The following is a 22,746-nucleotide window of genomic DNA, read 5'->3' as shown; positions in this document are numbered from 1 at the left end:
CTACTGCGAACCGCGCTCCATCGCCTTCACCGCCTCCTCCGTCGTCGGAACCGCATGTGCAATAAACGCATAATTAACGAGTGCCGCCGTGTAGCCATAGCCCCACTCCGGGTGCTTTGGCCCTGCCGTAGCGTCTTTAACCACGGCGACCTCGAAGCCTTGTTCGACCAACTCGCGAAGGTGAGATTCGACGCACATGTTGGCCAGCATTCCGCCAAGAATGATCTTGCTGATCCTCCGTTTGCGGAGCTGCAGAACCAGGTCATTACTCTCCGGTCCCCATACTCGGTGCGGTGAAACTACGATGGTTTTGCCATCCTCGATGTACGGCTTGAATCGCTCCAGCCAGTCTGCCCCCGATCCTTCAAAGCCATCGAGAGTCATGACACCTTTGCGACCGAACTCGTTATGAATAACCTCATCGGTCTCGAGGGGACCATTGAACTTCCATCCCTTGTCGGTGGGATAAAAATAATGAGGAGAGATAAAAACCTCGTATCCATAGGCCTTCGCAGCCTTGAAGATGCGCTCCATATTCTCAATCGTGTTGTTTTCTTTAAGGCTCTCGTGGAGCAGCGGCCAACTCAGGCCCTTCTCACTCAACACGTCATTCTGAGGATCGATAAAGACTACTGCGGTGTCGTTCTTGTCGAAGTTCATAGACCTCCTTTTTCAATGAGAGATATCATTCGGACGCCACATTACGCTTTATCGGGTCATGTGACGATGAAAAGCATCGCATTCGGCAGTAGCCCGGCTAACCGTCAATCAACCAATCGGCCAGACACTGAACTCTACCTTCCCTCTGCCAATAACTCCTCTACGTCCTTCTTGAAATCTCCCTGCCTCACCGCCCCAACATAAGTCTTCGCCACCCGCCCCTGCCGATCAACCAACACCGTCGTGGGCACACCCGCCATCCCATAGGCCATCTGCGATCCCAACTCCGGCACTGTCACCGGATACGGCACATGAAACTCCTCCACAAACTTCTTCACCTTTGCCGTTCCACCTTCATCGACGGCCACTCCCACCACCGCCAGTCCCTGCGGCCCCATCTCCTTCGACAATCGAATCAACCCCGGCGTCTCCTCCCAGCACGGTCCGCACCAGCTCGCCCAATAGTTCACCAGCACCACTTGGCCCCGATGCTCCGCCATCCGCCACGTGCCGCCATCGAGCTGTGTCATCACCAGCTCCGGCATCGCCTTCCTATCAGCCATTGATGCGATCCCGCCCGACTTCCCCGTGGCAAAGTACCACGCCCAACTCAGCACGGCGAACGCAATCAGTCCAGCCCCATATCGTATCCACTTCGACCGCATCATCCACTGCCCTCCACCAACCTAACTCTTTCCTCCGTCCCCCGAGCTATGTACAGTGTGAGAGATGCTGCAGGACCAAAAGCCAGAAGGGACGAACACCATCATTCCCACCCACCGCCGTACCACCCTGCTCAAAACAATAATCCTCGCGGCTCTGCTTCTCACGGCAATCCCCGCCGTTCCCTACTCTGTGCAGACCCATCAGGAGATCATCGACCTGGCCTGGAAGCAGTCCATCCGGCCGCTCCTGCTCAGAAAATTCCCCACCCTCACCGATGCCCAGCTCCAGGAGGCGCACGCCTACGCCTACGGTGGCAGCGCCATCCAGGACTTCGGCTATTACCCCTTCGGCAACGCCTTCTTCTCCGACCTCACCCACTACGTCCGCTCCGGCGACTTCGTTCTCTCTCTCATCCACAATGCCGGCACGCCCGATGAAGTGGCGTTCGCCATCGGCTCTCTCTCCCACTACATCGGCGACAACATTGGCCACAAATACGCCGTCAACGAATCTGTCCCCATCGAGTTCCCCAAGCTCGAGCAGAGATACGGTCGCTCGGTGAACTACGCCGAGAATCCCCACGCCCACGTCCAGACAGAGTTCGCCTTCGACATCAACCAGCTGAGCAAGGCGCGCTTTGCGCCCTCCGCCTACACCAAGTTCGTCGGCCTCGAGGTTCCCATCGTCCTTCTCCGCAAGGCGTTCTTCGAGACCTACGGCCTCCGCCTCCCTGACATCATCGGCAGCAAACAAACCTCCATCCGCGTCTACCGTTACGCTGTCCGCCGCTTCCTTCCCAACATCGCCCGCGCCGAAACCATCCTCCACAAAAAGAACTTCCCTGACGATCTTCCCAGCCCCGATCTCGACGCCCTCACCGTGGACCTCCGTCAGGCCGCGACCGACAACAACTGGGAGGCCTACCGCAAAAAGCCCGGCGTCCGCAGCCATCTCTATGCAGGCTTCATCTACATCCTGCCCAAGTTTGGGGTCTTCAAACTCCTCGCTATCAAAGGCCCCAATCAACAGACCGAAGACCTCTACATCAAGAGCGTGAACCGATCCATCAAGGCCATGCGTCTGGTCCTCACCAACTGGGACACCATCGATCACTACATCGCCAACCGCGACCTCGATACCGGCGAAGTCATTCGACCCGGTGGCTACCGACTCACCGACATCACCTACGCAAAGCTTCTAGCCATGATCACCAAGAACCCCGACAACGTCGTTCCCTTCCAGGTCAAACACGACCTCATCGCCTACTACGCCGACCCGCAATCCCCCATCGAGACAAAAAAGGATCCGGAGAAGTGGGCTGCAGTCCAGGCCAATCTAAAGACACTCGACACCATGAAGACCATAGGCGTGCTCGACCCCGTCCCCGATGGAATCCTAGACGCAGACTAGCCTGCACAAGCGGCTTATCAAGAAGCAGGTACCTCCTATTCTCCCGATCGCGTCATTTGATAATCGGCAACAAAGCTGCCAGCTGCACACTCACCAGCAGACTCAACCGGTTATCGACCTGATAGAACTTCGCGGTCTGCTTCGCTCCGATCGCCTTCTCGAACTTCGAAACGTAACTCTTTCGCAGCTTCAGGCTGTCCTCATCGAACTTCAACACCCGCTCGATATAAGACTGCGCCTGGGTGTCGTCTAAATGGTCATAGTTCGCCGCATAGTCTTTGATCAACGACACCCGCTGATCCCCGATCACCTGCTGATCATGCGCGTAGTTGCGGTACACCGGCCAGAAGGCCTTCGATTGGTCGTCCGTAAACTGCATACTGCGAGTGATAATCTCAGTCTTATCCGCCTGAATATCCTGCCGCAAAACCGCAATATCATCCTCGGTCGTCGGCCGTCCCGTATTCGCATCGGCGGGAGCCTGGCCCAGCGCACTCAACGTCCCCAAAGCAACCGTACCTATCAACAGCCCTTTCATAAGTTTCATCGCAATCTCCTCCGCTCTCTTTTGTCCCCTTGGTTGAATAAGCGTACGCCGACTCGCGCACCCGCTCACACATCGAAAAACCTGAACCACTCTCAGTTACAAACGCTCCCACAACTCTCTCATCCCTCTCAGCTGCATCCAACTAGTAAAAGTGACAGGAGAAGCGATGAAAATCGTTCAATGCAAGCCCGCCTCAACCGCACTCGCCGCCGCACTTAGCCTTCTAACTATTGCCCCTCTCGTCTTTACGGGATGCAACAACACCGGGAAAGCCGCCGCGACCCCCGCCAACTTCACCACCGGCATCAACAACCACTACCTCGACCATCCCGAGTGCCTCTTCACCGACACACGCTTTCCCTTTGAGACCAGCGACCCTGAAAAAACAAAGCAGATGGACACCCTCGTCAAAAATCTTCTCCTCGAGAAGTCCGTCGAGACCAGCATCCACGTCAGCCGCTACACAGTAGCCCCTGCCGGAACCCGCTACGCCCCGCGCTTCTGCTACGGCCACCGCGAAGTCACCAGCATCGGCAGCTTCACCCCCGTCGCAGTCGCCAACGGCTTCAAAGAGACCACAGTCACCTACAGCTACACCATGAAAGAAGTCCCCGTCTGGGCGGAGAGTCACGACGTTCAGGCCGCCTTCCCTGCCATGGCCCATGCCACCACCAGCCAGGCCACCACCACCATCACCCTCGCCCAATCCCCAGTAGGCTGGCAGGTCCCCGACTAGCCATCAATCAACACACACCAGCTCCTCCTTGCTGCCCGCTGTCGTCTCTTGTCGCTCGCTGCTGTCTGCGGTTGCACTTGTCGTTGCATGTCCTTCTTGTTGTCATTCCGCAGCGAAGCGAAGGAATCTGCTCTGGCTCTTTCTCCATCTTCCATCGCAAAAAGCCGTCCTCTCGACCAAAGCGGCTCACATCGTGAATCCACAATCGAATGACATCTCATCGCGCCTCTCCCGCTACAATCCTCCCCAGAGGAACCAATGTCGAAATCCCGCCGCGAATTCCTGACCCAAAGCACCCTCACCCTGCTCGCCTCCGCCTCCGCACTCGCCCAAACCCCCTCCACCCCAACCACTCCCGGCGCACCACCAGCCTTCGGCACCTCGCCCTCCGTAGGCCCCGAGGTCTCCCCCGCCACCTTCGCCGAAGCCGAAAAGCTCGTCCAGTTCCCTCTCACCGAAAAAGACCGAGCCCAGGCCGCCGGCAACTGGCGCGCTGCGATGGCTCCCCTCTACGAACGCCGCACCGGCCCCCGCAAAGTAGCCATCCCCACCACCACAGCGCCGTACTCCCTCGTCAACTCCATCCTCCCCGGCCAGCCCACCCTCCCCGCAAAAAACGAATTCCTCCGAACACAATCCGACGCCCCACTCCCCACCACCGACGAAGCCATCGCTTTCGCCCCCGTCCACCAGCTCTCCCGCTGGATCGAGACTCGCAAGCTCACCAGCACGCGCCTCACCGAGATCTATCTCGCGCGCATCGAACGCCTCAATCCCAAGATCAACTGCATCATCACCCTCACCCGCGATCACGCCCTCGCGCAAGCCAAAGCCGCCGACGCTGAAATCGCCGCCGGCCACTATCGCGGCCCACTCCACGGCATCCCATGGGGTGCAAAGGACCTCCTCGACACCGCCAACATCGCCACCACCTGGGGCGCCGAGCCCTTCCAGCACCGCATCCCCACCGCCGACGCCACCGTCACCGAACGCCTCAACGCAGCTGGAGCCGTCCTCATCGCCAAGCTCTCCCTCGGCGCTCTCGCCCTCAACGACGTCTGGTTCGGCGGCCAAACCATGAACCCCTGGCTCCTCGAAGAAGGCTCCTCCGGCTCCAGCGCAGGCCCCGGAGCCGCCACCGCCGCAGGCCTCGTAGCCTTCGCCATCGGCTCTGAAACCGGAGGCAGCATCGTCTCCCCCTCCATGCGTTGCGGCGTCACCGGCCTTCGCCCCACCTACGGCCGCGTGCCCCGCACCGGAGCCATGACCCTCTGCTGGTCCCTCGACAAACTCGGCCCCATGGCCCGCAGCGTCGAAGACACCATGCTCGTCCTCAACACCATCACCGGCCCCGACGGCAAAGACGTAGCCTGCGTCCCCAGCAAACTAGACTTCGACGCAACCGCCCCAATAAAAAATCTAAAAATCGGCTACTTCCCCCAGTGGATGAAAGAAGCCCCCGCCACCGACGTAGACCGCGCCGCCCTCGCCGCCATCTCCACCCTCGGCATGACCCCCGTCGAAGTCACCCTCCCCGACTGGCCCTACGACAACCTCGACCTCATCCTCTTCGCCGAATCCGCCGCCGCCTTCGAAGAGATCACCCTCAACCATCAACTCGACCAGCTCAAAGCCCAGGTCCCCGACGCGTGGCCCAACACCTTCCGTCAGTCCCGCTTCCTCTCCGCCGTTGACTACGTCCAGGCCGACCGCCTCCGCCGCATGGTCGCCATCGAGATGGCCCGCATCTTCAGCTCTGGCCCCAACGCACCAGACCTCCTCCTAGTCCCCTCCCTCCGCGACGAGATCCTCACCATCACCAACTTCACCGGCCATCCCTCCCTCACTCTCCGCGCCGGATTCGTCGAAGTCTCCGAGGCCCGCAGCGACTGGGCACCCGACCCCGCCAAGCCCCTCCCCAAGTTCAACCCACCCCGCCGCGTCCCACACGGAGTCACCCTCATCGGCCGCCTCTTCGACGAGGGCACCATCGCCCGAGCTGGCCTGGCCCTCGAGCGCCACTTCAACGTAGCCCACGAAAACCCACCCGGCTTCTAACCAGACACCGCAAAGGGCTTCATCTTTCTCTCCATGGAAGACGAGACCGGAATCACCAACGTCATCATCACACCCGACCCTTTACGCCGCGAGCGCCTCCCCCCGCAGAGCCAATAACACACAGCCCGGCCATCGATATCAAGCTGCCGCCAAAAACAAATAAATAGAGGGAGGAGGTAATCACTTGATTACGTCCAACCAATTAAATACTCTCCGCGCACGAGAGATAGCCGATAACAAGGACACACTGTTCGCAAACCTAGGGCCGGGGGTTCGGATATGTCATCTACCAACTACTTCGACGAGCTGTACGGGGTCACCGAAGAACGTGCGCTGAACTTCTGGGCCTCCCATCTCCACGAAGCGATAGGAAGTGAGCAGTGGTCCCAGATCTCCGACTCCACCGGAGTCTATCTCGCAAGCGTGCTTGGTCATTTCTGCCTGCAGTCAGTCGATCGAACCGAGCTCCTCTCTCCTGACTACAACCCCGGCGATCACGAGTTCCGCCAGTTCGCAGATCTCACCCAGATCGCCGAGCTCATGATGCGACAGCTAACCAGCGCGAAGAACCCGCTATGGATGGAGTCAGCCGGCGCGCACATTCTTCTCTACGCCGGATTCTTTCAAACCCAGAACAAGCACCGCCACAACATCAACTTCTACTCGGCCATGGGCAAAGAGTGCTATCTCATGGCAGCCGTCGGAAAGAGAGAGAAGATGATGAAACGCGTAGCCACAGGATTCAATCAGTACCTCACCCATCTCGCCGACCTGCATCAACACCTCCGCGAAAGCCGATACCTGATAAGAATGGATAACTGAATTTACTGGCGCCCGGGTCTCAGAGCACCTCACAGCTGTCTATAATCTCGCCATGGCGAAGCGAAGCCCAGACCCGAAGCAGCTCGTAACCTGGGCCATCGCAGGCGCAGTGATAGCAGCGAGCACATGGTTCCTGTCCTTCGTACATATCCCACGCCTGACTGCAAACGGGGAAGGTTTCTGGGCTGTCCTGTGGACTGATCGTCTGCGATTCGCATACTTCGCGCCATTTGCCATCGGATTAGCTCTCTCCCTCTGGGCAGAACACCGATTCAAGCGTGGCCTCAAGGGTGAAATCTGGAGCGAGGCTGAACTCGAACCGGTGCGCGTGCTGGTCGCCAAGCCACTTTGGAGTTGGACCAGCTGGCTCCTGATCGGCGTTGCAGCAGTCGCCGTAATTCTCAGTGCCCGTACATCCGGTACCGGCCACATCGCTTTGCTCTACTTACTTCTTTATCCCATCCAAACCGCGGCGCGGATACGGCAGTTGGTGACGCCGAAGGTAACGTCGGCCGGCGGCCTCAAAGACTGGCAGAACGTTAAACCAATCCACTCCGATCACTGGGGCGAGCAGCCCCTTCATCCCTCCGAATAGACGATCCCTCCCGACGCCATTGAGGCACCACCCCCGCCTCGCCCTTCGCACTCATCCCGTGAAACAATAGAGCTCGCGCCAATTGGCGAATTCAGGGGTACCACGTTTGCTGCGATCTGCTTTCATTGCTCTCTCTCAAAACAAGTCTTTGCGCTCCTTCTCAGAGCGCTCCACCGTAGGCAAAAAGATGTCCGGCCGCTTCGTCGCCGGCATGTCCGTCGAGGAAGCCCTCGCCGCCTGCCAGCGTGTCAACAAAGAAGGCATCGCCGTCAGCCTCGACTCCCTCGGCGAATCCGTCACCACCGAAGCCGAAGCCCGCAAGTCCGCCGACATCTACCACCAGCTCCTCGACGCCATTCACACCCGCGGCCTCAACGCCAACGTCAGCGTCAAACTCTCTCAGGTCGGCATGGACTTCGACCCCGCCCTCACCGAGCGCATCGTAGGCGAGATGGTCGAGCACGCCGCCCACGTCCAATCCTTCGTCCGTATCGACATGGAAGGCTCCCCCTACACCGAAGCCACCATCGTCATGACCGAGCACCTCGCCGCAAAATTCCCCGGAGCCGTCGGCACCGTCCTCCAGGCCTATCTCTTCCGCACCGAAGCCGACACCGAACGCCTCCTCAACGAAAACATCCGCATCCGCCTCTGCAAGGGAGCCTACAAGGAAGGCCCCGAGATCGCCTTCCCCGCCAAATCAGACGTCGACGCCAACTACGTCAAACTCATGAAACGCATGGTCACCTTCTCCAGCTCAACCACCGGCAAAGGTGTCTTCTGCGGAATCGCCACCCACGACGAAGCCATCGTCGAGCAGATGCAAACCTTCGTCCGTGAGCACAACATCGACAAGTCGGCCTTCGAGTTCCAGATGCTCTACGGCGTCCGTCGCGACCTCCAGCGCCGTCTCGCCGCCGAAGGCTTCGGCGTCCGCGTCTACGTCCCCTTCGGCCCCGAGTGGTACCCCTATTTCATGCGCCGCCTGGCAGAGCGTCCCGCCAACGTAATCTTCTTAGCCAAAAACTTCTTCAAAAACTAGCCTCTTTCTCAGCCGACCAACGGGAGGCCCCAAGCACTTCACTCACCAAGACCGGTACACAAGTCACGAAGTGACCGCCCCACGCGCAGTGGGCCCGTCCGGCAGGACAAAAGCCGTAGCTATCGAAAACAGGAGCCCCGCCTTGTCAGCAATCAATCGGCGTCAGTTCACCTACGGCGTAATCGCAGCAGCTGGATCGATCCCAAGCGCAACTCAGTTGATCGCGCAAACACAGGCGAAGCCGCACAAGCCGATGCTCCAGCTCCAGCAGGAGTTCCTCGACCTACGATTCGGCATGTACATCCACCTCAACATGGCCACCTTCGAGCAGCGCGAGTGGGGAGACCCCAAAGCCTCACCTCAACTCTTCAACCCCGCGCATCTCGACACCGATCAGTGGGCGCAGGCAGCTCGTTCGGCCGGAATGACCTACGGGTGTCTTTCGACCAAGCATCACGACGGCTTCTGCCTCTGGCCCACCGCAACCACCAGCCCAAGCGTCAAAGACGCTCCCTTCCAACACGACATCGTCCGCGCCTACGTGGACTCGTTCCGTCGTCACGGCCTCAAGGTCTGCCTCTACCTCTCCATCTTCGATCTTCGCGCCGACATCCGCCCATATCAGATCACTCCCCGCAAAGTCGAGTTGATCAAAGCACAACTGACCGAGCTCCTCACCAACTACGGCGAGATCACAGCCATGATCTTCGACGGCTGGAACGCCCCCTGGACGCGCATCACCTACGACCAGCTTCCCTTCCGCGAAATCTACGATCACGTCAAACATCTCCAGCCCAACTGCCTCGTCACCGACTACAACGCCAGCCAGTATCCAGGCTCCGCGCTCTACTACACCGACATCCGCCAATACGAGCAGCACGCCGGGCAGAAGATCCCCGCCGACAGCCTCGTCCCCTCGCAATCCGCCACCACCCTCCAGAGCGAATGGTTCTGGAAGCGCGACTACCCCACGCAGGAACTTCGTTCCGCCCGGCAGATCGTGAACGACTGGCTCATCCCGTTCAACGAGCAGCACTGCAATCTCATCCTCAACGTCGCGCCCAACCCAGACGGCCGATTCGACGACAACGCAATCAAGCGCCTCGCGGAGATTGGCCAACTCTGGAAGCACCCCGGCACCTCGCCCCGCCTGCAGCCGTCGGTGGCCATCACGACCCCCAACCTCGCCTTCGCCAAGCCATCCTTCGCAAGCAGCAGCCCCGACACCATCGGACCCGACCTCGCAAACGATAATAAGTTCGACACCTACTGGATCTGCGACGAAGGCCAGAACTCCCACTGGCTCGAGATCGCATTCGAAAGACCGACCGCGTTCAACACGATCTCCATCGTCGAACCTCGTTACCTCCAGCAGTACGGACCAGACAGCAGAATCGCCTCCTACCGTCTGCAACTGTGGGACAACGGAAGGTGGACCGACATCCTAAACGGTCGAACCCCCTCCACCTTCCAACTCCACCAATTTCGCCGGGTCACTGCACAACGCGTTCGCCTCACCCTCGAAGGCATCGGCCGCCCTCCCGGCATAGCCGAATTCGGAGTCTACAACGAACCCATCACAACCTGAACCGCACCTAGGCGGGCCATCCGAAAATAAAGTTCAAAAACTTGGCGTATTTTTCATCGCCAAAAAAACGACATCTTTCCCACCACGTTTACCACGCAATCCACCACGTTCTCACCACCAAAAAACCACGTCCAGCCACCACGTTTTTCCAAAATACCCTCAAAAACCTCAGCAAAAACAGCAAAACCCCGGGTCTCCCCGGGGTCAAACTTTTTTCTAAAAACAATCGCAAAATCAGCGCGAAGCAGACTGAGTCGGAACCAGCTCCTCAAGCAGCCGCTCCACCAGCTCAGTAACTTCCTTCACCAGCGCCTCATGCGCCGGCGGATTCGCCGGCCCGGCAAACCCCGCATGGACCTCCCTCACCCGCCCATCTCTTCCCAGAAAAAACGAAGTAGGCCAGCAGTTCAAGTTCACCCCCTGCGGAATCTTCTCGTTCAACTGCTCAGTCTCTCCCGCCACCAAAACCGTGTAAGTAAGCCCATATTTCTCAATGAAAGCACGTAGTCTCGTCGGGTCTTTCAACTGGTCCGCCTCCTCAAACGAGAGGTTCACAATCTCCAGGCCCTGGCTGTGAAACTGCTTGTAAAGGCTCTCGAGCATAGGCGCTTCATCGTGGCAGTTCGGGCACCATGACCCGCCAATCGCAACGATCACAACCTTCCCATCAAACTGCGGATCGGTATTAGAAACCAACTTCCCGCTAAGATCCGGAAAGCTGAAGGCAAACCGCGCCGAGGGGTCTTTCACCGTAGTCTGCTGCGTAGGATCCGTCATCCCGGGAAGCGCCGCGGCCCGCGCCTGTGCAGGCCTGCGAGCCACCAAATTCTGCTGCTCATTCACATCCGCCCGCAGCATATTCGAAACCAGCAACGTCCCATCCGTCTGCGGAGCCACGCTATAAGCCGCAGGCCCAGCAGCAGTGAAGTGCCCAATCACATACTCGTGCCCTGTCCACCTGCCGTAAAGAGCACCAGTATCTCCATCGATGCGCTGAATCACCGCCTTCACCTGGTTCGATTGAGCAGCAGGTTCAATGCGAAGCTGCCACGCCGACTCGCCCTTGGACGATTTAACCTCGACCTCCCAATCCCCGTGAATATCCTGGCCCCCCGCTCCAACCGCGCCGGCAGCCGCCCCATGCAAACTCAAACTGACCGGATAGCGTGTAGCAATCGTGCCGAACGTCCCCGTCAAGTGACCATCAGCTACCGTCGCGTCAAGCGTCCTCGCGTAGTAGTTGAACGTGACCACCAGATGATTGCCAACATAGCTGACGCCAGACGCGGGGCTGCGTTCCGGGCCGTTAAGTAGAGCCGCCTGAAGACCATTACCGCTACCGGTAATTTCGAGACGAACAGGAACCTGCTGTCCGTGGACCGTAGCATCGCCCACCCACGGACCGACGATTGCACCTTGCTTCGAACCCTGAGCGACGGCAGAGACTGCGACCAGAAAAAGACTGGCGAAGAGCTTCATGGAAGATCTCGATTCTTTCTTAGATTTATGTGAGACGAGTCTAAATCGGAGTCGGCTTGAACAGCAGACCCGGAGCACAGGTGTCAGGCCAGCGGGGAGCGGCGACAACAACAGAAGCTGTGCTGCATGTGCATACCCATAGGTTAGGCCGGGCAGAGCAACCAGGTCAAGGGGCACCCCCTGCGCCTTGCGCAAAGGAACCACAATCCTTCTTCCAAAGTTGTATGGATAGTAAACCGGGACCAGCGCAGACTGTATCCACTATGGGGAGGGAGACCGTTCAGGAGATATCTCGGATCTGTTTGGACTTTGCGATCACCTCGCCGCAATCCTGATTGGCTTGATCGTCTACCTCCGGAGATAGCCTCTAGAAGCTGGGCCAAAAAGCAGACGGTGTCCCTCACCCATAGCCCTGCCCCTTCCCTGCAACAAAAATAGCCGCCTTCGGGCGGCTACCTCCTTGTAGAAAACATGCGCTACCGAATCATTTTCCGTAGGAAGTACCGTCATTTGGCCGCCGAACCGGAAGATATGGTTCGACAGCGAGAAGATTGGAGAGTGTGCTCCGCTCCTGATCTGAAAATTGCCCACGAAAGCGGTCAGAGTCGAGGATAGCCTGGCGCTGAGGTTGAGGCATCTCGCGAAGATCGCGGAAGGCCCGCGCAACGAGACGGCGACGGTCTTCAGGGAGCCCACCAAGTTGCTGCATGGCGCCGCGAACTTGCTGTCGTTGCGGCAGCGTGAGACGCTCCATCGCTTCGGTGCGGTCAAGGATTCTTCGGCGCTGCTCCGGTGACATGTTATTCAGTTGCGTCAGACGATCGCGCATGCGCTGCTGAGTCGGCGGGGGAAGATCGCGGAAGCCAGGCTCATTTTCCAAAGCACGCTGTTGTTCCGCAAGAGGAAGGTTGCTATGACGGTCCATCCACTGGGCCAGGTGTTCCTGATTCCTCTTCGGCGCTGGCGCCGGCACAGGAGGGCTTGGACGCGACTGACCAATAGGCGCACGAAAAGCCACCCCCGCTCTATGCGCAGGTCCCGGCTGGGCCAAAGCAATCATCGTCGCGGATGACAGGATCATCCCGGCAAAAACTAGTCGAGCAGAAGGCCGTAACTGAAAGAAAGATGGCATGTTTTCAACGTGTAAAAGAAATGCAGTTTCATAAGACTTTGTGTTCAGAGCAGCTTATCGTGTTCCATCTCCCTTCAATCGAATTTTCTTGAAGTCGAACATCCTGCCCGGGAGACTAGCTGCTGGGCGGGGCGGTAGAATCATCGGCCGGAGCGTCGTCCTGCAAGAGTTGATCCATCGTTTGCAGCGCTTGATCGTTCTTATCGAGGATCTGCAGGTCTTGAACCGTCGCCGAGGTCTCGGGGGTTGAGTGAGGGAATCCGGTGAAATTGGCGACAGCTCCGCCGCCCAACAAGAGAACCAACGCAAGGCCTCCAGCAAGCGCCGGGCGAAGCTGACGCCCCGTATTGAAAAGCAGACGAGACCTAAGCCGCTCGAACCAACCGGCCGGCGCAAGTGTCTGCTCTTCGCGGAGTCGCACAGCCAGCTTTTGATCGAAGTACGGGGACGGCTCTGGAGCGTGCCAGGTATCGAGCAGTGCGAAGGTAGCCTGCATCGATTGAAACTCCTGAGCGCAGGCGGGGCACGACTCAATATGGGCTTGCATGTCTCGACTCGCAGGCGCGCCCGGATCCAGAAGAAGATCGACGATTGCGGATTGGCAGTCTTTACAGATCATTGTGAACCTTTCCAATTTCTTTTCGGCAGCGCGTCAAAGATGCGCGCGTAAAACTCCAGCGAACCTAAACAAAAGCCTTCAGCTTGTCGCGCAGCGTCTGGTAGGCGCGGAAGAGCAACGACTTCGTGGCGGACTCGCTCAATTTGAGAACGTCACCAATTTGCTTATAATCCATACCCTCATACTTGTGCATGAGTACCGCCATGCGTTGCCGTTCCGGAAGCGCGAGTACATGCTGGCGAATAGCATTGAGACGTTCCTGTCTCAGGAGCTTGGCTTCAACATCCGGCGTAGAGTCCGCGACATCGGGCGTTGTCCCGGTTTCGGAATCCGCCTCATCGAGATAGACGGTAGAAGCGGTCCGTTCGTGCCTGGTGTCGCGTGCATAGTTGACGCCAAGGTTGGTGGCGATCCGGTAGAGCCAGGTACTGAACCTAGCTTCGGCACGATAGGTCTCGCGCGAACGGTAGACCCTGAGGAAGACCTCCTGAGCCAGCTCTTCTGCGACCGCCTGGTTGTGAACCATGCGATACATGAAGTGAACAATGGGCTTGCGGTATTTCTGGATGAGAAAATCGAACCCGGCCATGTTTCCGGCGCGCAACTCGAGCATGATTGCGGCGTCATCCATCTGTCCAAAGTCGCCGGTCGCACGATGCGTCTCTGCAACCTGAAGGTTTTCAAAGAGTCTCGGATTGATCGCCAGCGTAGCCATATCATCCTCAACCCCATCTTTCTCGTGGGGTTGCGCCTTTTGATCAAATTTCGCCGGAATCTCCTCAGAGCCTTCTCGCTCAAGGGGATCATGGGGGTCTCGGTGACCAAAATTCGGAGAGGGAGCGGACATCTGCTGGTCGATTGTACCGTCATCGAAAGCCATACCCAAATATTGCCCATAACTAATGGCTGGCTAGTTGGAATCTGGTCTTGAGAAATGAGGAATGCTATTCTATACAAAAGCTTAGGCTAGCGGCTCGCGTAGTCAGCCGAAGCCGTTCCGGGCGCATAACTCAGCGGTAGAGTGCCACCTTCACACGGTGGAAGTCGTAGGTTCGAATCCTGCTGTGCCCACCATAAAATCAACAACTTAGACGCTAAAACCCCATAATTGGGAACTATTCCGGGAACGGAAAGGAACATTAGGCACAGTCAGTTACGACTGTGCCATCTATACCCAATCCAAAGAGCGACGCGATCCTGTTCTGTGCCGCTCTGATTTCCTCTGGTATCGCTTGCGCGTATGTTCCTAGGGTCATCGTCGGCGTGGCGTGTCTCATATACTCCTGAGCAGTTTTTATTGACTCTCCATTCGCCACAACGTGTGTTGCAATCGTGCGCCGAAAGGTTGCCACCCTATTGTCTTCGTAATTCCTGCTTCCCGTGCTGCAGGCTGAATGACCTTCTCTAGCACGGTGCCGGGCCAGTATGGAGTTCGTCCTGCCCGATAAGGGCTAGCGAAAACCCAGTCTGATGGTTTGGAGTAGCTGGTTTGCTGACTCCACTCCTTTAGCGTGAAGGCTAGTGCTCCTTCTAGCGCACCAGGCTTTTTCGAAAGTTGAGTCTTTGGAAGACCTTCCTTCTGATCCACGAGAGATCGGCGAACATGAAGTTTGCCGTTGTGGAAGTCGATATCTTCCCACTTCAACCCAACAAGTTCGCCGCGTCGCAGACCCGTAACGGCCGCAACGACAACCATCACACGCGCATAACCCGGAATCGTTCGGAAGAGTGCTCTTACTTCCTCAGGGGTCAATACGTCTGGCTCCTGCTGGCGCTTAGCACTTTGCCTCACCTCCCTGATCGGGTTTCGTTCCGCCCATCCATAGCGCAGTGCGTGTTGGTACGCGAGCATCACCATCGCGACTGTAAGCGAGTGGTACGAAACCGGAATGACTCCGACATAGAGAGGCAAAGAACAAATGACCAGGATCGCGGGAAAACCGCACAAGATTTTTTTCTTTATGATCGTTCTTTACCCTTGGCGGCAGCAGCCTGTAAAGCATGAGGAGGGAATCCTGTCGATTCGCGAATCACGAGGTATGTAGACACAATTTGTCTCGTGGGCGCGTCCTCGTACGGCCTTAGTTTTCGGAAGAGTAGATCAAAACATGCTTCGGCAAGTTGTGTACGAGGAATTCGAACCGTCGTGAGCGGGGGCGAAGTGAACTCCGCAAGATGAATATCGTCGAGACCAATTAGGGACATGTCTTTTGGGACGTCGAGACCTCTGGAGTGCAGAATTTTAAGGGCTCCAATAGCCATAAGGTCGTTGGAGCAGATCATGGCGGTGGGAAGGATCTTTCGTCCAAGGATTTTGTGCGCTGCAGCGATGCCGCCTTCAAGGGTGTGCTCCTCGTCGAAGATCGCGTTGGTAACCACAATTCCGATCTCGCGCATCGCTTTCCTAAAGCAGGTTCGACGAAGTTCGGCAGTGAAGTTATCGGGCGATCCGGCCGCGAAGACAATGTCGCGATGTCCGAGCGCGGCTAGGTGCTGCACGGCTTGGCGAATGCCAGTTTCGTAATCTACTGCGATGATTTCGGGCCCGTCTGGTGTTTTACCAGCTTCGATTTGAACCATCGGCGTCTTTTTTAGAAGATCGTAGAGATGGGGATCTTCTTCTTTGAAGGTCAGCAGCGCCAGTCCTTCGACACCGTGCTCCAACATGCGTCGGGCCCAATCTTCGGTCTCACTAGCTACATCGTGAGTCGAGCCAATGAGAATTCCAAAGCCCTGAGCGGTCGCTGCCTGTTCGAATCCATGGATGAGCTCGGGGAAGAACGGATTCATGATATCGGGGACAAGAAGGCCGATGAGACGGGTGCGGCCGGAGATTAAAGCTTGAGCGTGGCGATTCGGAACGTATTCCGTTTCAGAAACGGCTTTCCAAACTTTACGCGCGAGCTTTGCATCGACGTTTGTGACGCCATTCATTACTCTTGAGACCGTTGCGATAGAAACGCCAGCACGCTCCGCAACAGCGTGGATGCCCCGTTTGGTCCCTTTGGAGGATGCTGGGATAGGTGTTTTCAGCCGAGAGATGCTCTTCGATGCGGGCAAGTCAGTAAGCCTCCGTCTACGTTAGTACTCTACGCCACGATCCTTGTCTTTCAGAAGACAAGCTCCGCTAGGAGCCCTGGGCGATCAGAGACTCAAAAATCGCTTACCGGATTTGGCTGCGGAAGTCTCGTATGCGAGTCTCCGAGTCGATGATGACCAGCTCGATGCCTGCAATCTCTGCAAAGTCTTCAAGGTGTTCGAGAGTAAGGGCCTGACTAAAGCCTGTGTGATGGGCTCCTCCCGCATAGATCCAGGCTGCAGCAGCAATTTTGAGACTTGGTCTAGGCACCCATACGGCACGTGCTACTGGCAGCTTCGGAAGCGGCTGCTCAGGCTGGATCACGTCCACCTCGTTGACGATCATTCGGAAACGATCGCCCATATCAACGAGAGAGGTGACGACGGCAGGACCAGGGGGAGCAGTAAAGACGAGCCGGACAGGATCGGCCTTGCCTCCGATTCCTAACGGGTGCACCTCCAGAGATGGCTTCCCAGCTGCGATGGAAGGACAGATCTCGAGCATATGCGAACCCAAGACCTTGGGCGTGCCGCTGAAATCGTAGGTGTAATCCTCCATGAAGGAGGTGCCTCCAGGTAGGCCTAGGGCCATAACCTTCATGGTACGTACCAACGCGGCTGTCTTCCAATCCCCTTCTCCAGCGAAACCGAATCCATCCGCCATCAGACGCTGAACTGCGATGCCGGGCAGTTGGTCGAGGCCATGCAGATCCTGAAAGGTATCGGTGAACGCACCGAAGCCGCCCTCGGTCAGAAAGCCGCGAAGTCCCAGCTCGATTCTTGCAGCAGCGCGCAGAGCCTCCGGACGATCATGCTCTTTGGCAATGGAGTAATCTTCGCGGTAGGCATCTACAAGTTTTGCCACCTCCGTCTCGGAGCTCTGTTGAATCCTATCGACGAGATCGGCGACTCCGTAACCATTCACGCTGTATCCCAGCTGGGCTTGAGCCGCGACTTTGTCACCTTCGGTGACTGCGACTTCCCGCATATTGTCCCCGAAGCGAGCGACTTTCAGACTTTGCGATTCATGCCAGCCCGCAGCCGCTCTCGTCCAGGCGGCGATCTCAAGCACCGTATCGGGATCCTGCCAGAAACCTACGACCACCTTCCGGGCCAACTTCAATCGTGCCGTGATGAAGCCAAATTCGCGGTCTCCATGCGCAGCCTGATGGAGATTCATGAAATCCATGTCGATGGAAGACCAAGGCAAAGCGAGATTAAACTGCGTGTGAAGGTGCAGGATCGGCTTGTTGAGCGCAATCAGGCCGGCGATCCACATCTTCGCCGGCGAGAAGGTATGCATCCAAAGCACGAGACCAAGGCAGGTTTCATCGGCGTTTGCTTCCCGGCAGAGAGCTTTAACCTCTTCGGAAGTTGTTACCGTCGGTTTATGAAAGATCTCGTAGGGAATGACAGATCCGGCGTTGAGGGAACCGGCGATCTCTCTTGAGTTATTCGCTACTTGCGTGAGCGCCTCTTTTCCATAAAGGTGTTGACTGCCTGTAACAAACCAGATTTTAAGACTCTTTGAGACTTTCACAGCTCCCCCTCTAAGGCTTGCGGCTCGAGACGTTCAATTTTGCTGAGTGAAGAAAAACCAAAATTTCTTCGGAAAAGCTTTCCTGACAAGTTATAAGCATTAAAGGAGATGCGTCAACTCAATTGGCCCGCTCAAAGGTCCTGCTCCTTCCTTGATTGTCCGTAGGTGGCTTTGGCACCGTGCTTTCGAAAGTAATGTCGATCCAGTAGGGTCTGTGACACCTGCTGCATGTTCGCCTCGAGTAAGAGAGTGCGGTATGCCATGCGCGCAACCGCTTCGAGCACTACAGCGTTATGGGCGGCTTCGTGTGGCGTTCTTCCCCATACAAAGGGGGCGTGTCCGTGGACGAGGCATGCAGGGACTGCAAGAGGATCGATAGCGGCGCGGTCTTCCTCTCCGCGAAATCTGGCCACGATCGCCACACCTGTCTCGCGAACATATTGCCCTTCGATCGCTTCGTCGGAGAGTGGTGCCGTCACAGGAACCGGCCCGTGGAAGTAGTCCGCGTGGGTTGTGCCGAATGCCGTAATGGGCAGTCCAGCTTGCGCAAAGCTGGTAGCAAACTCAGAGTGTGTGTGAACGACGGCTCCGATCTCTCCAAACTCCCGATACAACAGGGTATGGGTATCGAGATCGGACGAAGGCCGCAAATTCCCTTCGATGATGTTTCCCTCCAGATCGGTTACCACCATGTGTTCGGGCTTGAGTTCGTCGTAGTCAACACCGGAGGGTTTGATGACGACGAGGCCTTGCTCGCGATCGACGCCCGAAGCGTTGCCGAAGGTGTAGAGCACGAGTCCTCCACGGACCAGTTCCAGGTTTGCTTCGAGGACTTCCTCGCGTAGTTGTGTAAGTCGCATGTCCTGTCTCCAGTTGTCGCTTCGAGCTTCATCCCTTTCCCGGGCGAAAGCGGATGGTGTAAAACCCGCCAAAGAGTGTCAGCAGCAGACCCCACCAGAAAGTGGGATGAAGGTTGCTGAGTACGGTGGAACTCTCATGTCCACTAAACCACTCATACGCGCCATACGGCAAAAGAATGATGCCGTAGAGCAGAGTGAGGCCTCCAACGAAGAACCAAATCGAGAGTGATTCGCCACGTCCTGTACCTTCCGCCATATGAAAATCTCCGATACTGTGTGCCCGAACTTTAGAAGAAAATAATGTTTAAAAGGAAGAAGATCGTGATGACGATCGCTGCCCAGAAGATCGGTTTCTGCCAGAGGGATCTTGCTCCGTCGTCAGGGATCGTCGTAGCGCCGTAGACCAAGCCTGCGAGCTGAGCTTCCGGCACAGGACGCGTAACAAGGCTCACCGAGACCGTGACAACGACGCAGATGAGCCAACTCCAGAAGGCGCGGTAGAGATTCTCTGCCATTGGTTTTGCGTCCAGGGACAATGCGATGTGTGCCAGAGCTTGCTGCCCGCCGTATGTGGTGTAAAGCCACATTGCTATCGAGGAGACGGTTCCGGCAAGCAGTCCCCAAAATCCGCCAGATCTTGTGGCACGTTTCCAGAGCATCCCCAAAATAACTGTGCCAAAGAGCGGTGCAATGAAGAAACTAAAGAGCGCCTGGACATAATCCATGATGGAAGCTGCATGCATCACTAGATAGGCCGTGCCGATCGATGCAATCATACCAACGACGGTTGACCATCGGCCCATGGAGACGTAGTGCTTATCGCTTGCTTTCTTATTAAAGAAGGCACCGTAGAGGTCGTAGGTCCAGACTGTGGAGAACGCGCTGACGTTGCCTGCCATGCCGCTCATGAACCCGGCGATGAGCGCTGTGATGCCCAAGCCGAGAAGGCCAGGACCGCAATAGCGAATCAGCATGAGAGGAAGAACTTCGTTGTAGCTGTAAGGATGGGCTGCATCGACTTGATTTTCCCCGACAAGCCGAATGATCTGATGGGTATGAGGGTCGCGCAGAACTGCGAGCGCTAGAAGACCGGGAACGATGACGATGAATGGGACTGCCATTTTAAATGCAGCGCCAATCACCGGCGCCATCTTTGCGGCGCGAAGATTGTTGGCGCTCAGAACGCGCTGTACTACGAGAAAATCGGTCGTCCAATAGCCGAAGCTGATAACGAAGCCGAGCCCAAAGACGATGCCTGTCCAGTGCACGCCCATGGGATTGTCTTTGAAGGATCCCAGAGTGGTCCAGAGGTGCGTGTAATCGTTCGACCCGACGTTTACAGCAATCTGTGCTTTGAGCTTTGTCCATCCGCCCGCCTCCCACAGGCCGAGAATCGGAATCAGCGCGGCTCCTGCCCAGATGAGAACGAATTGCAACACCTCGTTGATAATGGCCGACCGCAGCCCACCAAGCATGACGTAGATGGCGACTGTGACTGCGCCGATCCAGATGGAGAAACTAATATTCCATCCGAGCACGACTTTCATGACCAGTGCCATAGAGTACATATTGACCCCCGACATGAGAATGGTCATGAAGGCAAAGCTGACGGCACTGACTCCACGCGCGCCCTCACCGAAGCGAAGCTGCAGGTAGCCGGGCACTGAGTGCGTTTTAGAGATGTAGTAGAAGGGCATCATGACGATGCCGAGAAACAACATCGCAGGAATGGCCCCAATCCAGTACCAGTGAGTTGCGAGCATTCCGTACTGGTAGGCAGCGCCGGCCCATCCCATCAACTCCAGCGAGCCGAGATTTGCCGAGACGAAGCTGAGTCCGGCGATCCAGGCAGTCATCTCGCGGCCGGCCAGGAAAAACTCTTCGCTTGTCCTGGTAGACCCCTTCACATAAAAGCCGATGAAGAGTACGACGACAAAATAAAGGACAAGTATCAAAATGTCGATCGGTGCGAGATGGGTGAGTTGCGTAGTGAGCAGGATGGCCAAGGCGGTCATGGTTTCTCGATAGCTGACGGAAGTTTGAAGTTTTCTAAGTGGGTCCTGGATGCGTACTCGCGGAGCTTGGGAAGTACCTCGGCAAGCCTAAAGGGGGATGTAGAATCATCGCCGAACGCGAAGTAGACGCCGCGGTAGAGACGATAAAGCTGCTCATAGAGCGCAACGTTGCCGGGATTGGGAAGAAACGATTTGTGCTTCAGGCACATATGATTCTGTGCGTCCTCGATGCTTGGAAAGATCCCCGCGGCGAGTTGGGCGAAGATGCCCGACCCGATACTGGTTGGGATGCCGTCGGGAACCAGCACCTCCTTGTTGAGCACGTCCGCGTAGACCTGATTGAGAGTGGCGTTGTTTTGCGGGATGCCCCCGGCATTGATGATTCGTTTGATTGGAACACCGTTCTCGGCGAAGCGATCGAGAATGATGCGCGTATGGAAGGCGGTGCCTTCAATGGCGGCAAATAGCTCGTCTTGCGCGGTGTGGAGAAGATTCCACCCGATCGTGATGCCTCCAAGTTCTGATTTGACGAGCACTGTGCGATCGCCATTGTCCCAGGACAGCCGCATCAATCCGGTCTGGCCGGCGCGGTACTCTTCAAGTCCTTCGGACAGAGTTTGCACGTCGGTGCAGGCCCTACGTGCGATCGCTTCGAAGATGTCCCCCACTGCGGACAGGCCCGCCTCCACCCCTGTGTACGCTGGATGAACGCTGCCAGGTACGACACCACATACACCGGGGATGATCTGGGTGCGGCTCTGCATTGCAATTATGCAAGTGGAGGTGCCAACGACGTTGACCACGTCTCCCTCGCGGCATCCTGCACCGATCGCGTCCCAATGCGCGTCAAATGCTCCGACTGGAATCGGAATGCCTGCGCTCAAACCGAGGCGCTCAGCCCACGTTGGAGACAAGGTCCCGGCCAAGTGATCGGAGGTGAGCACCTCACCTGCTAGCTTTTCGCGGATTCCTGCAAACAGGGGGTCGATTTCAGTGAAAAACTCCTGCGGCGGAAAACCGCCCCACTTCGGGTTCCAGAGCCATTTGTGCCCAAGCGCGCATACACTGCGCTTTGCTTGCTGCGGACTTGTGATTCCGCACAGAGTGGCGGCAACCATGTCGCAATGCTCGAAGGCGGATGCAAAGAGCGCTCGCTTCTCAGGATTATTCCGCAGCCAGTGGAGTAACTTAGCAAAGCCCCACTCGTGCGAGTACACGCCACCGCACCACTGAATCGCTTCAAGCCCGCGTGCATGCGCCAGTTTAGTGATCTGTTGCGCTTCTTTGACAGCACGATGATCGCACCATAGATAATAGTCGTCTAGTGGCTTCATCTCGGTATCTACTGGAATGACGCTTGAGCCTGTTGTGTCCAGAGCGAGCGCCTCGACCGTATTGCCCTCAATTCCGGTCTCCGAAAGCACCTTGTGCATTGCTTGAACCAGGGCGTTCATCTGATCGTCGTGGGACTGAGTGGCGAAATCGGGATCCTCACGCTTGCGATGTAAAGGATATGGGGCAGATGCAGTACCTATCCGGCCAGTCTTGCTATCAAGCAGGGTTACGCGGGTACTCAGCGTTCCAAAATCTACTCCTGCAACTATCCGCATCAATGGTTTGCTCCATGGCTCATGCATAATCCAGGTTGCTCGGCAAAAGCGACTTTGCGAGTTCAAGAGGGTGGTTGGCACAGAGACTGACCGAGTTCAACAGGCGAGTTTTTTACAAGGTGAAGACATGTTGTTTAGCAACCGTAAATTTTACAAATCGACTCCTGTAAGTTACCGTTTTATGCGGAAGCATGAAAAGCTTTTCACTGGGACGAATCGTAGGGTATACATACAGGGCTGTCAAGGGTAGGTTCGAGTTTCTCGGCGGCTTTGGCTAGGGGTGTCTGCT

21 protein-coding genes and 1 tRNA gene are annotated in these 22,746 nt (G+C 57.0%); 8 read left to right on the top strand and 14 right to left on the bottom strand.

The window, feature by feature from the left end:
* Both HDF12_RS10580 and HDF12_RS10575 read right to left on the bottom strand, forming a co-directional pair.
* Positions 1 to 660: a cysteine hydrolase family protein gene (locus tag HDF12_RS10580; RefSeq protein WP_179582729.1), complete on the bottom strand. Its 660-nt coding sequence runs from the start codon at positions 658 to 660 to the stop codon at positions 1 to 3.
* A gap of 134 nt (positions 661 to 794) precedes the next feature.
* Positions 795 to 1,328 (bottom strand): TlpA family protein disulfide reductase, encoded by a 534-nt coding sequence (locus tag HDF12_RS10575; RefSeq protein WP_179582727.1) that lies wholly within the window; start codon positions 1,326 to 1,328, stop codon positions 795 to 797.
* 61 nt (positions 1,329 to 1,389) lie between these two features.
* On the opposite strand from HDF12_RS10575, the gene HDF12_RS10570 reads away from it, so the two are divergent.
* Positions 1,390 to 2,736, top strand: coding sequence for a zinc dependent phospholipase C family protein (locus HDF12_RS10570; protein ID WP_179582725.1), 1,347 nt, complete (start codon positions 1,390 to 1,392; stop codon positions 2,734 to 2,736).
* A 52-nt stretch (positions 2,737 to 2,788) separates the two neighbouring features.
* Here the strand turns inward: HDF12_RS10570 and HDF12_RS10565 are convergent, their stop codons facing one another.
* Positions 2,789 to 3,283, bottom strand: coding sequence for a hypothetical protein (locus tag HDF12_RS10565; protein WP_179582723.1), 495 nt, complete (start codon positions 3,281 to 3,283; stop codon positions 2,789 to 2,791).
* Between the two features lie 166 nt (positions 3,284 to 3,449).
* On the opposite strand from HDF12_RS10565, the gene HDF12_RS10560 reads away from it, so the two are divergent.
* From HDF12_RS10560 to HDF12_RS10535, 6 genes are all read left to right on the top strand, one after another.
* Positions 3,450 to 4,019: a hypothetical protein gene (locus HDF12_RS10560; protein ID WP_179582721.1), complete on the top strand. Its 570-nt coding sequence runs from the start codon at positions 3,450 to 3,452 to the stop codon at positions 4,017 to 4,019.
* A gap of 258 nt (positions 4,020 to 4,277) precedes the next feature.
* Positions 4,278 to 6,077: an amidase gene (locus HDF12_RS10555; RefSeq protein WP_179582719.1), complete on the top strand. Its 1,800-nt coding sequence runs from the start codon at positions 4,278 to 4,280 to the stop codon at positions 6,075 to 6,077.
* Between the two features lie 279 nt (positions 6,078 to 6,356).
* A complete protein-coding gene (locus HDF12_RS10550; RefSeq protein WP_179582717.1) occupies positions 6,357 to 6,899 on the top strand; it encodes a hypothetical protein in 543 nt (180 codons plus the stop codon).
* 52 nt (positions 6,900 to 6,951) lie between these two features.
* A complete protein-coding gene (locus HDF12_RS10545; RefSeq protein WP_179582715.1) occupies positions 6,952 to 7,494 on the top strand; it encodes a hypothetical protein in 543 nt (180 codons plus the stop codon).
* A gap of 106 nt (positions 7,495 to 7,600) precedes the next feature.
* Positions 7,601 to 8,536: a proline dehydrogenase family protein gene (locus HDF12_RS10540; protein ID WP_179582713.1), complete on the top strand. Its 936-nt coding sequence runs from the start codon at positions 7,601 to 7,603 to the stop codon at positions 8,534 to 8,536.
* A gap of 142 nt (positions 8,537 to 8,678) precedes the next feature.
* Positions 8,679 to 10,124 carry an alpha-L-fucosidase gene (locus HDF12_RS10535; RefSeq protein ID WP_218892347.1) on the top strand — a complete coding sequence of 482 codons (1,446 nt, stop codon included), beginning with the start codon at positions 8,679 to 8,681 and terminating at the stop codon, positions 10,122 to 10,124.
* A 234-nt stretch (positions 10,125 to 10,358) separates the two neighbouring features.
* On the opposite strand, the gene HDF12_RS10530 is transcribed toward HDF12_RS10535, so the two are convergent.
* From HDF12_RS10530 to HDF12_RS10515, 4 genes are all read right to left on the bottom strand, one after another.
* Positions 10,359 to 11,603, bottom strand: a complete 1,245-nt coding sequence (locus HDF12_RS10530) for a TlpA disulfide reductase family protein (RefSeq protein ID WP_179582710.1) — start codon at positions 11,601 to 11,603, stop codon at positions 10,359 to 10,361.
* 484 nt (positions 11,604 to 12,087) lie between these two features.
* Positions 12,088 to 12,528, bottom strand: a complete 441-nt coding sequence (locus HDF12_RS10525; protein ID WP_179582708.1) for a DUF3106 domain-containing protein — start codon at positions 12,526 to 12,528, stop codon at positions 12,088 to 12,090.
* Between the two features lie 322 nt (positions 12,529 to 12,850).
* On the bottom strand, positions 12,851 to 13,354 hold the full coding sequence (locus HDF12_RS10520) for an anti-sigma factor family protein (RefSeq protein ID WP_179582706.1): 504 nt from the start codon (positions 13,352 to 13,354) through the stop codon (positions 12,851 to 12,853).
* A gap of 64 nt (positions 13,355 to 13,418) precedes the next feature.
* Complete coding sequence (locus HDF12_RS10515) at positions 13,419 to 14,069, bottom strand: RNA polymerase sigma factor (RefSeq protein ID WP_257025485.1); 651 nt, start codon at positions 14,067 to 14,069, stop codon at positions 13,419 to 13,421.
* A 284-nt stretch (positions 14,070 to 14,353) separates the two neighbouring features.
* On the opposite strand from HDF12_RS10515, the gene HDF12_RS10510 reads away from it, so the two are divergent.
* Positions 14,354 to 14,428: transfer RNA gene (locus tag HDF12_RS10510), tRNA-Val, on the top strand.
* A 220-nt stretch (positions 14,429 to 14,648) separates the two neighbouring features.
* Here HDF12_RS10510 and HDF12_RS10505 read toward each other — a convergent pair.
* The 7 genes from HDF12_RS10505 to HDF12_RS10475 all read right to left on the bottom strand — a co-directional run bounded on the left by HDF12_RS10505 (position 14,649) and on the right by HDF12_RS10475 (position 22,457).
* The gene (locus HDF12_RS10505) at positions 14,649 to 15,107 is read right to left on the bottom strand and encodes a tyrosine-type recombinase/integrase (protein WP_179582704.1); all 459 of its coding nucleotides are present in this window, start codon (positions 15,105 to 15,107) and stop codon (positions 14,649 to 14,651) included.
* A 206-nt stretch (positions 15,108 to 15,313) separates the two neighbouring features.
* Positions 15,314 to 16,414 (bottom strand): LacI family DNA-binding transcriptional regulator, encoded by a 1,101-nt coding sequence (locus HDF12_RS10500; RefSeq protein ID WP_179582702.1) that lies wholly within the window; start codon positions 16,412 to 16,414, stop codon positions 15,314 to 15,316.
* 103 nt (positions 16,415 to 16,517) lie between these two features.
* A complete protein-coding gene (gene araA / locus HDF12_RS10495; RefSeq protein ID WP_179582701.1) occupies positions 16,518 to 17,972 on the bottom strand; it encodes an L-arabinose isomerase in 1,455 nt (484 codons plus the stop codon).
* A 131-nt stretch (positions 17,973 to 18,103) separates the two neighbouring features.
* Positions 18,104 to 18,832 (bottom strand): L-ribulose-5-phosphate 4-epimerase, encoded by a 729-nt coding sequence (locus tag HDF12_RS10490; protein WP_179582699.1) that lies wholly within the window; start codon positions 18,830 to 18,832, stop codon positions 18,104 to 18,106.
* Positions 18,833 to 18,860: 28 nt separating this feature from the next.
* A complete protein-coding gene (locus tag HDF12_RS10485; protein WP_179582697.1) occupies positions 18,861 to 19,088 on the bottom strand; it encodes a hypothetical protein in 228 nt (75 codons plus the stop codon).
* Between the two features lie 31 nt (positions 19,089 to 19,119).
* The gene (locus HDF12_RS10480) at positions 19,120 to 20,847 is read right to left on the bottom strand and encodes a sodium:solute symporter family protein (protein WP_179582695.1); all 1,728 of its coding nucleotides are present in this window, start codon (positions 20,845 to 20,847) and stop codon (positions 19,120 to 19,122) included.
* On the bottom strand, positions 20,844 to 22,457 hold the full coding sequence (locus HDF12_RS10475; RefSeq protein ID WP_179582693.1) for a ribulokinase: 1,614 nt from the start codon (positions 22,455 to 22,457) through the stop codon (positions 20,844 to 20,846). The genes HDF12_RS10480 and HDF12_RS10475 overlap by 4 nt, the downstream gene beginning before the upstream one ends.
* Positions 22,458 to 22,746 lie beyond the last annotated feature (289 nt).

It is taken from the genome of Tunturiibacter gelidiferens (genome assembly GCF_013410115.1).
Lineage (GTDB): Bacteria > Acidobacteriota > Terriglobia > Terriglobales > Acidobacteriaceae > Edaphobacter > Edaphobacter gelidiferens.
The sequence above is the reverse complement of the archived record's forward strand: the minus strand, read 5'-3'. Positions and strand labels throughout refer to the sequence as shown.

Bases quoted from the DNA above. Each gene is read 5' to 3' on its own strand.
- HDF12_RS10580 (WP_179582729.1), bottom strand. From the start codon at position 660: ATGAACTTCGACAAGAACGACACCGCAGTAGTCTTTATCGATCCTCAG.
- HDF12_RS10575 (WP_179582727.1), bottom strand. From the start codon at position 1,328: ATGATGCGGTCGAAGTGGATACGATATGGGGCTGGACTGATTGCGTTC.
- HDF12_RS10570 (WP_179582725.1), top strand. From the start codon at position 1,390: ATGCTGCAGGACCAAAAGCCAGAAGGGACGAACACCATCATTCCCACC.
- HDF12_RS10565 (WP_179582723.1), bottom strand. From the start codon at position 3,283: ATGAAACTTATGAAAGGGCTGTTGATAGGTACGGTTGCTTTGGGGACG.
- HDF12_RS10560 (WP_179582721.1), top strand. From the start codon at position 3,450: ATGAAAATCGTTCAATGCAAGCCCGCCTCAACCGCACTCGCCGCCGCA.
- HDF12_RS10555 (WP_179582719.1), top strand. From the start codon at position 4,278: ATGTCGAAATCCCGCCGCGAATTCCTGACCCAAAGCACCCTCACCCTG.
- HDF12_RS10550 (WP_179582717.1), top strand. From the start codon at position 6,357: ATGTCATCTACCAACTACTTCGACGAGCTGTACGGGGTCACCGAAGAA.
- HDF12_RS10545 (WP_179582715.1), top strand. From the start codon at position 6,952: ATGGCGAAGCGAAGCCCAGACCCGAAGCAGCTCGTAACCTGGGCCATC.
- HDF12_RS10530 (WP_179582710.1), bottom strand. From the start codon at position 11,603: ATGAAGCTCTTCGCCAGTCTTTTTCTGGTCGCAGTCTCTGCCGTCGCT.
- HDF12_RS10525 (WP_179582708.1), bottom strand. From the start codon at position 12,528: ATGGACCGTCATAGCAACCTTCCTCTTGCGGAACAACAGCGTGCTTTG.
- HDF12_RS10520 (WP_179582706.1), bottom strand. From the start codon at position 13,354: ATGATCTGTAAAGACTGCCAATCCGCAATCGTCGATCTTCTTCTGGAT.
- HDF12_RS10515 (WP_257025485.1), bottom strand. From the start codon at position 14,069: ATGGCTACGCTGGCGATCAATCCGAGACTCTTTGAAAACCTTCAGGTT.
- HDF12_RS10490 (WP_179582699.1), bottom strand. From the start codon at position 18,832: ATGCGACTTACACAACTACGCGAGGAAGTCCTCGAAGCAAACCTGGAA.
- HDF12_RS10485 (WP_179582697.1), bottom strand. From the start codon at position 19,088: ATGGCGGAAGGTACAGGACGTGGCGAATCACTCTCGATTTGGTTCTTC.
- HDF12_RS10480 (WP_179582695.1), bottom strand. From the start codon at position 20,847: ATGACCGCCTTGGCCATCCTGCTCACTACGCAACTCACCCATCTCGCA.
- HDF12_RS10475 (WP_179582693.1), bottom strand. From the start codon at position 22,457: ATGCGGATAGTTGCAGGAGTAGATTTTGGAACGCTGAGTACCCGCGTA.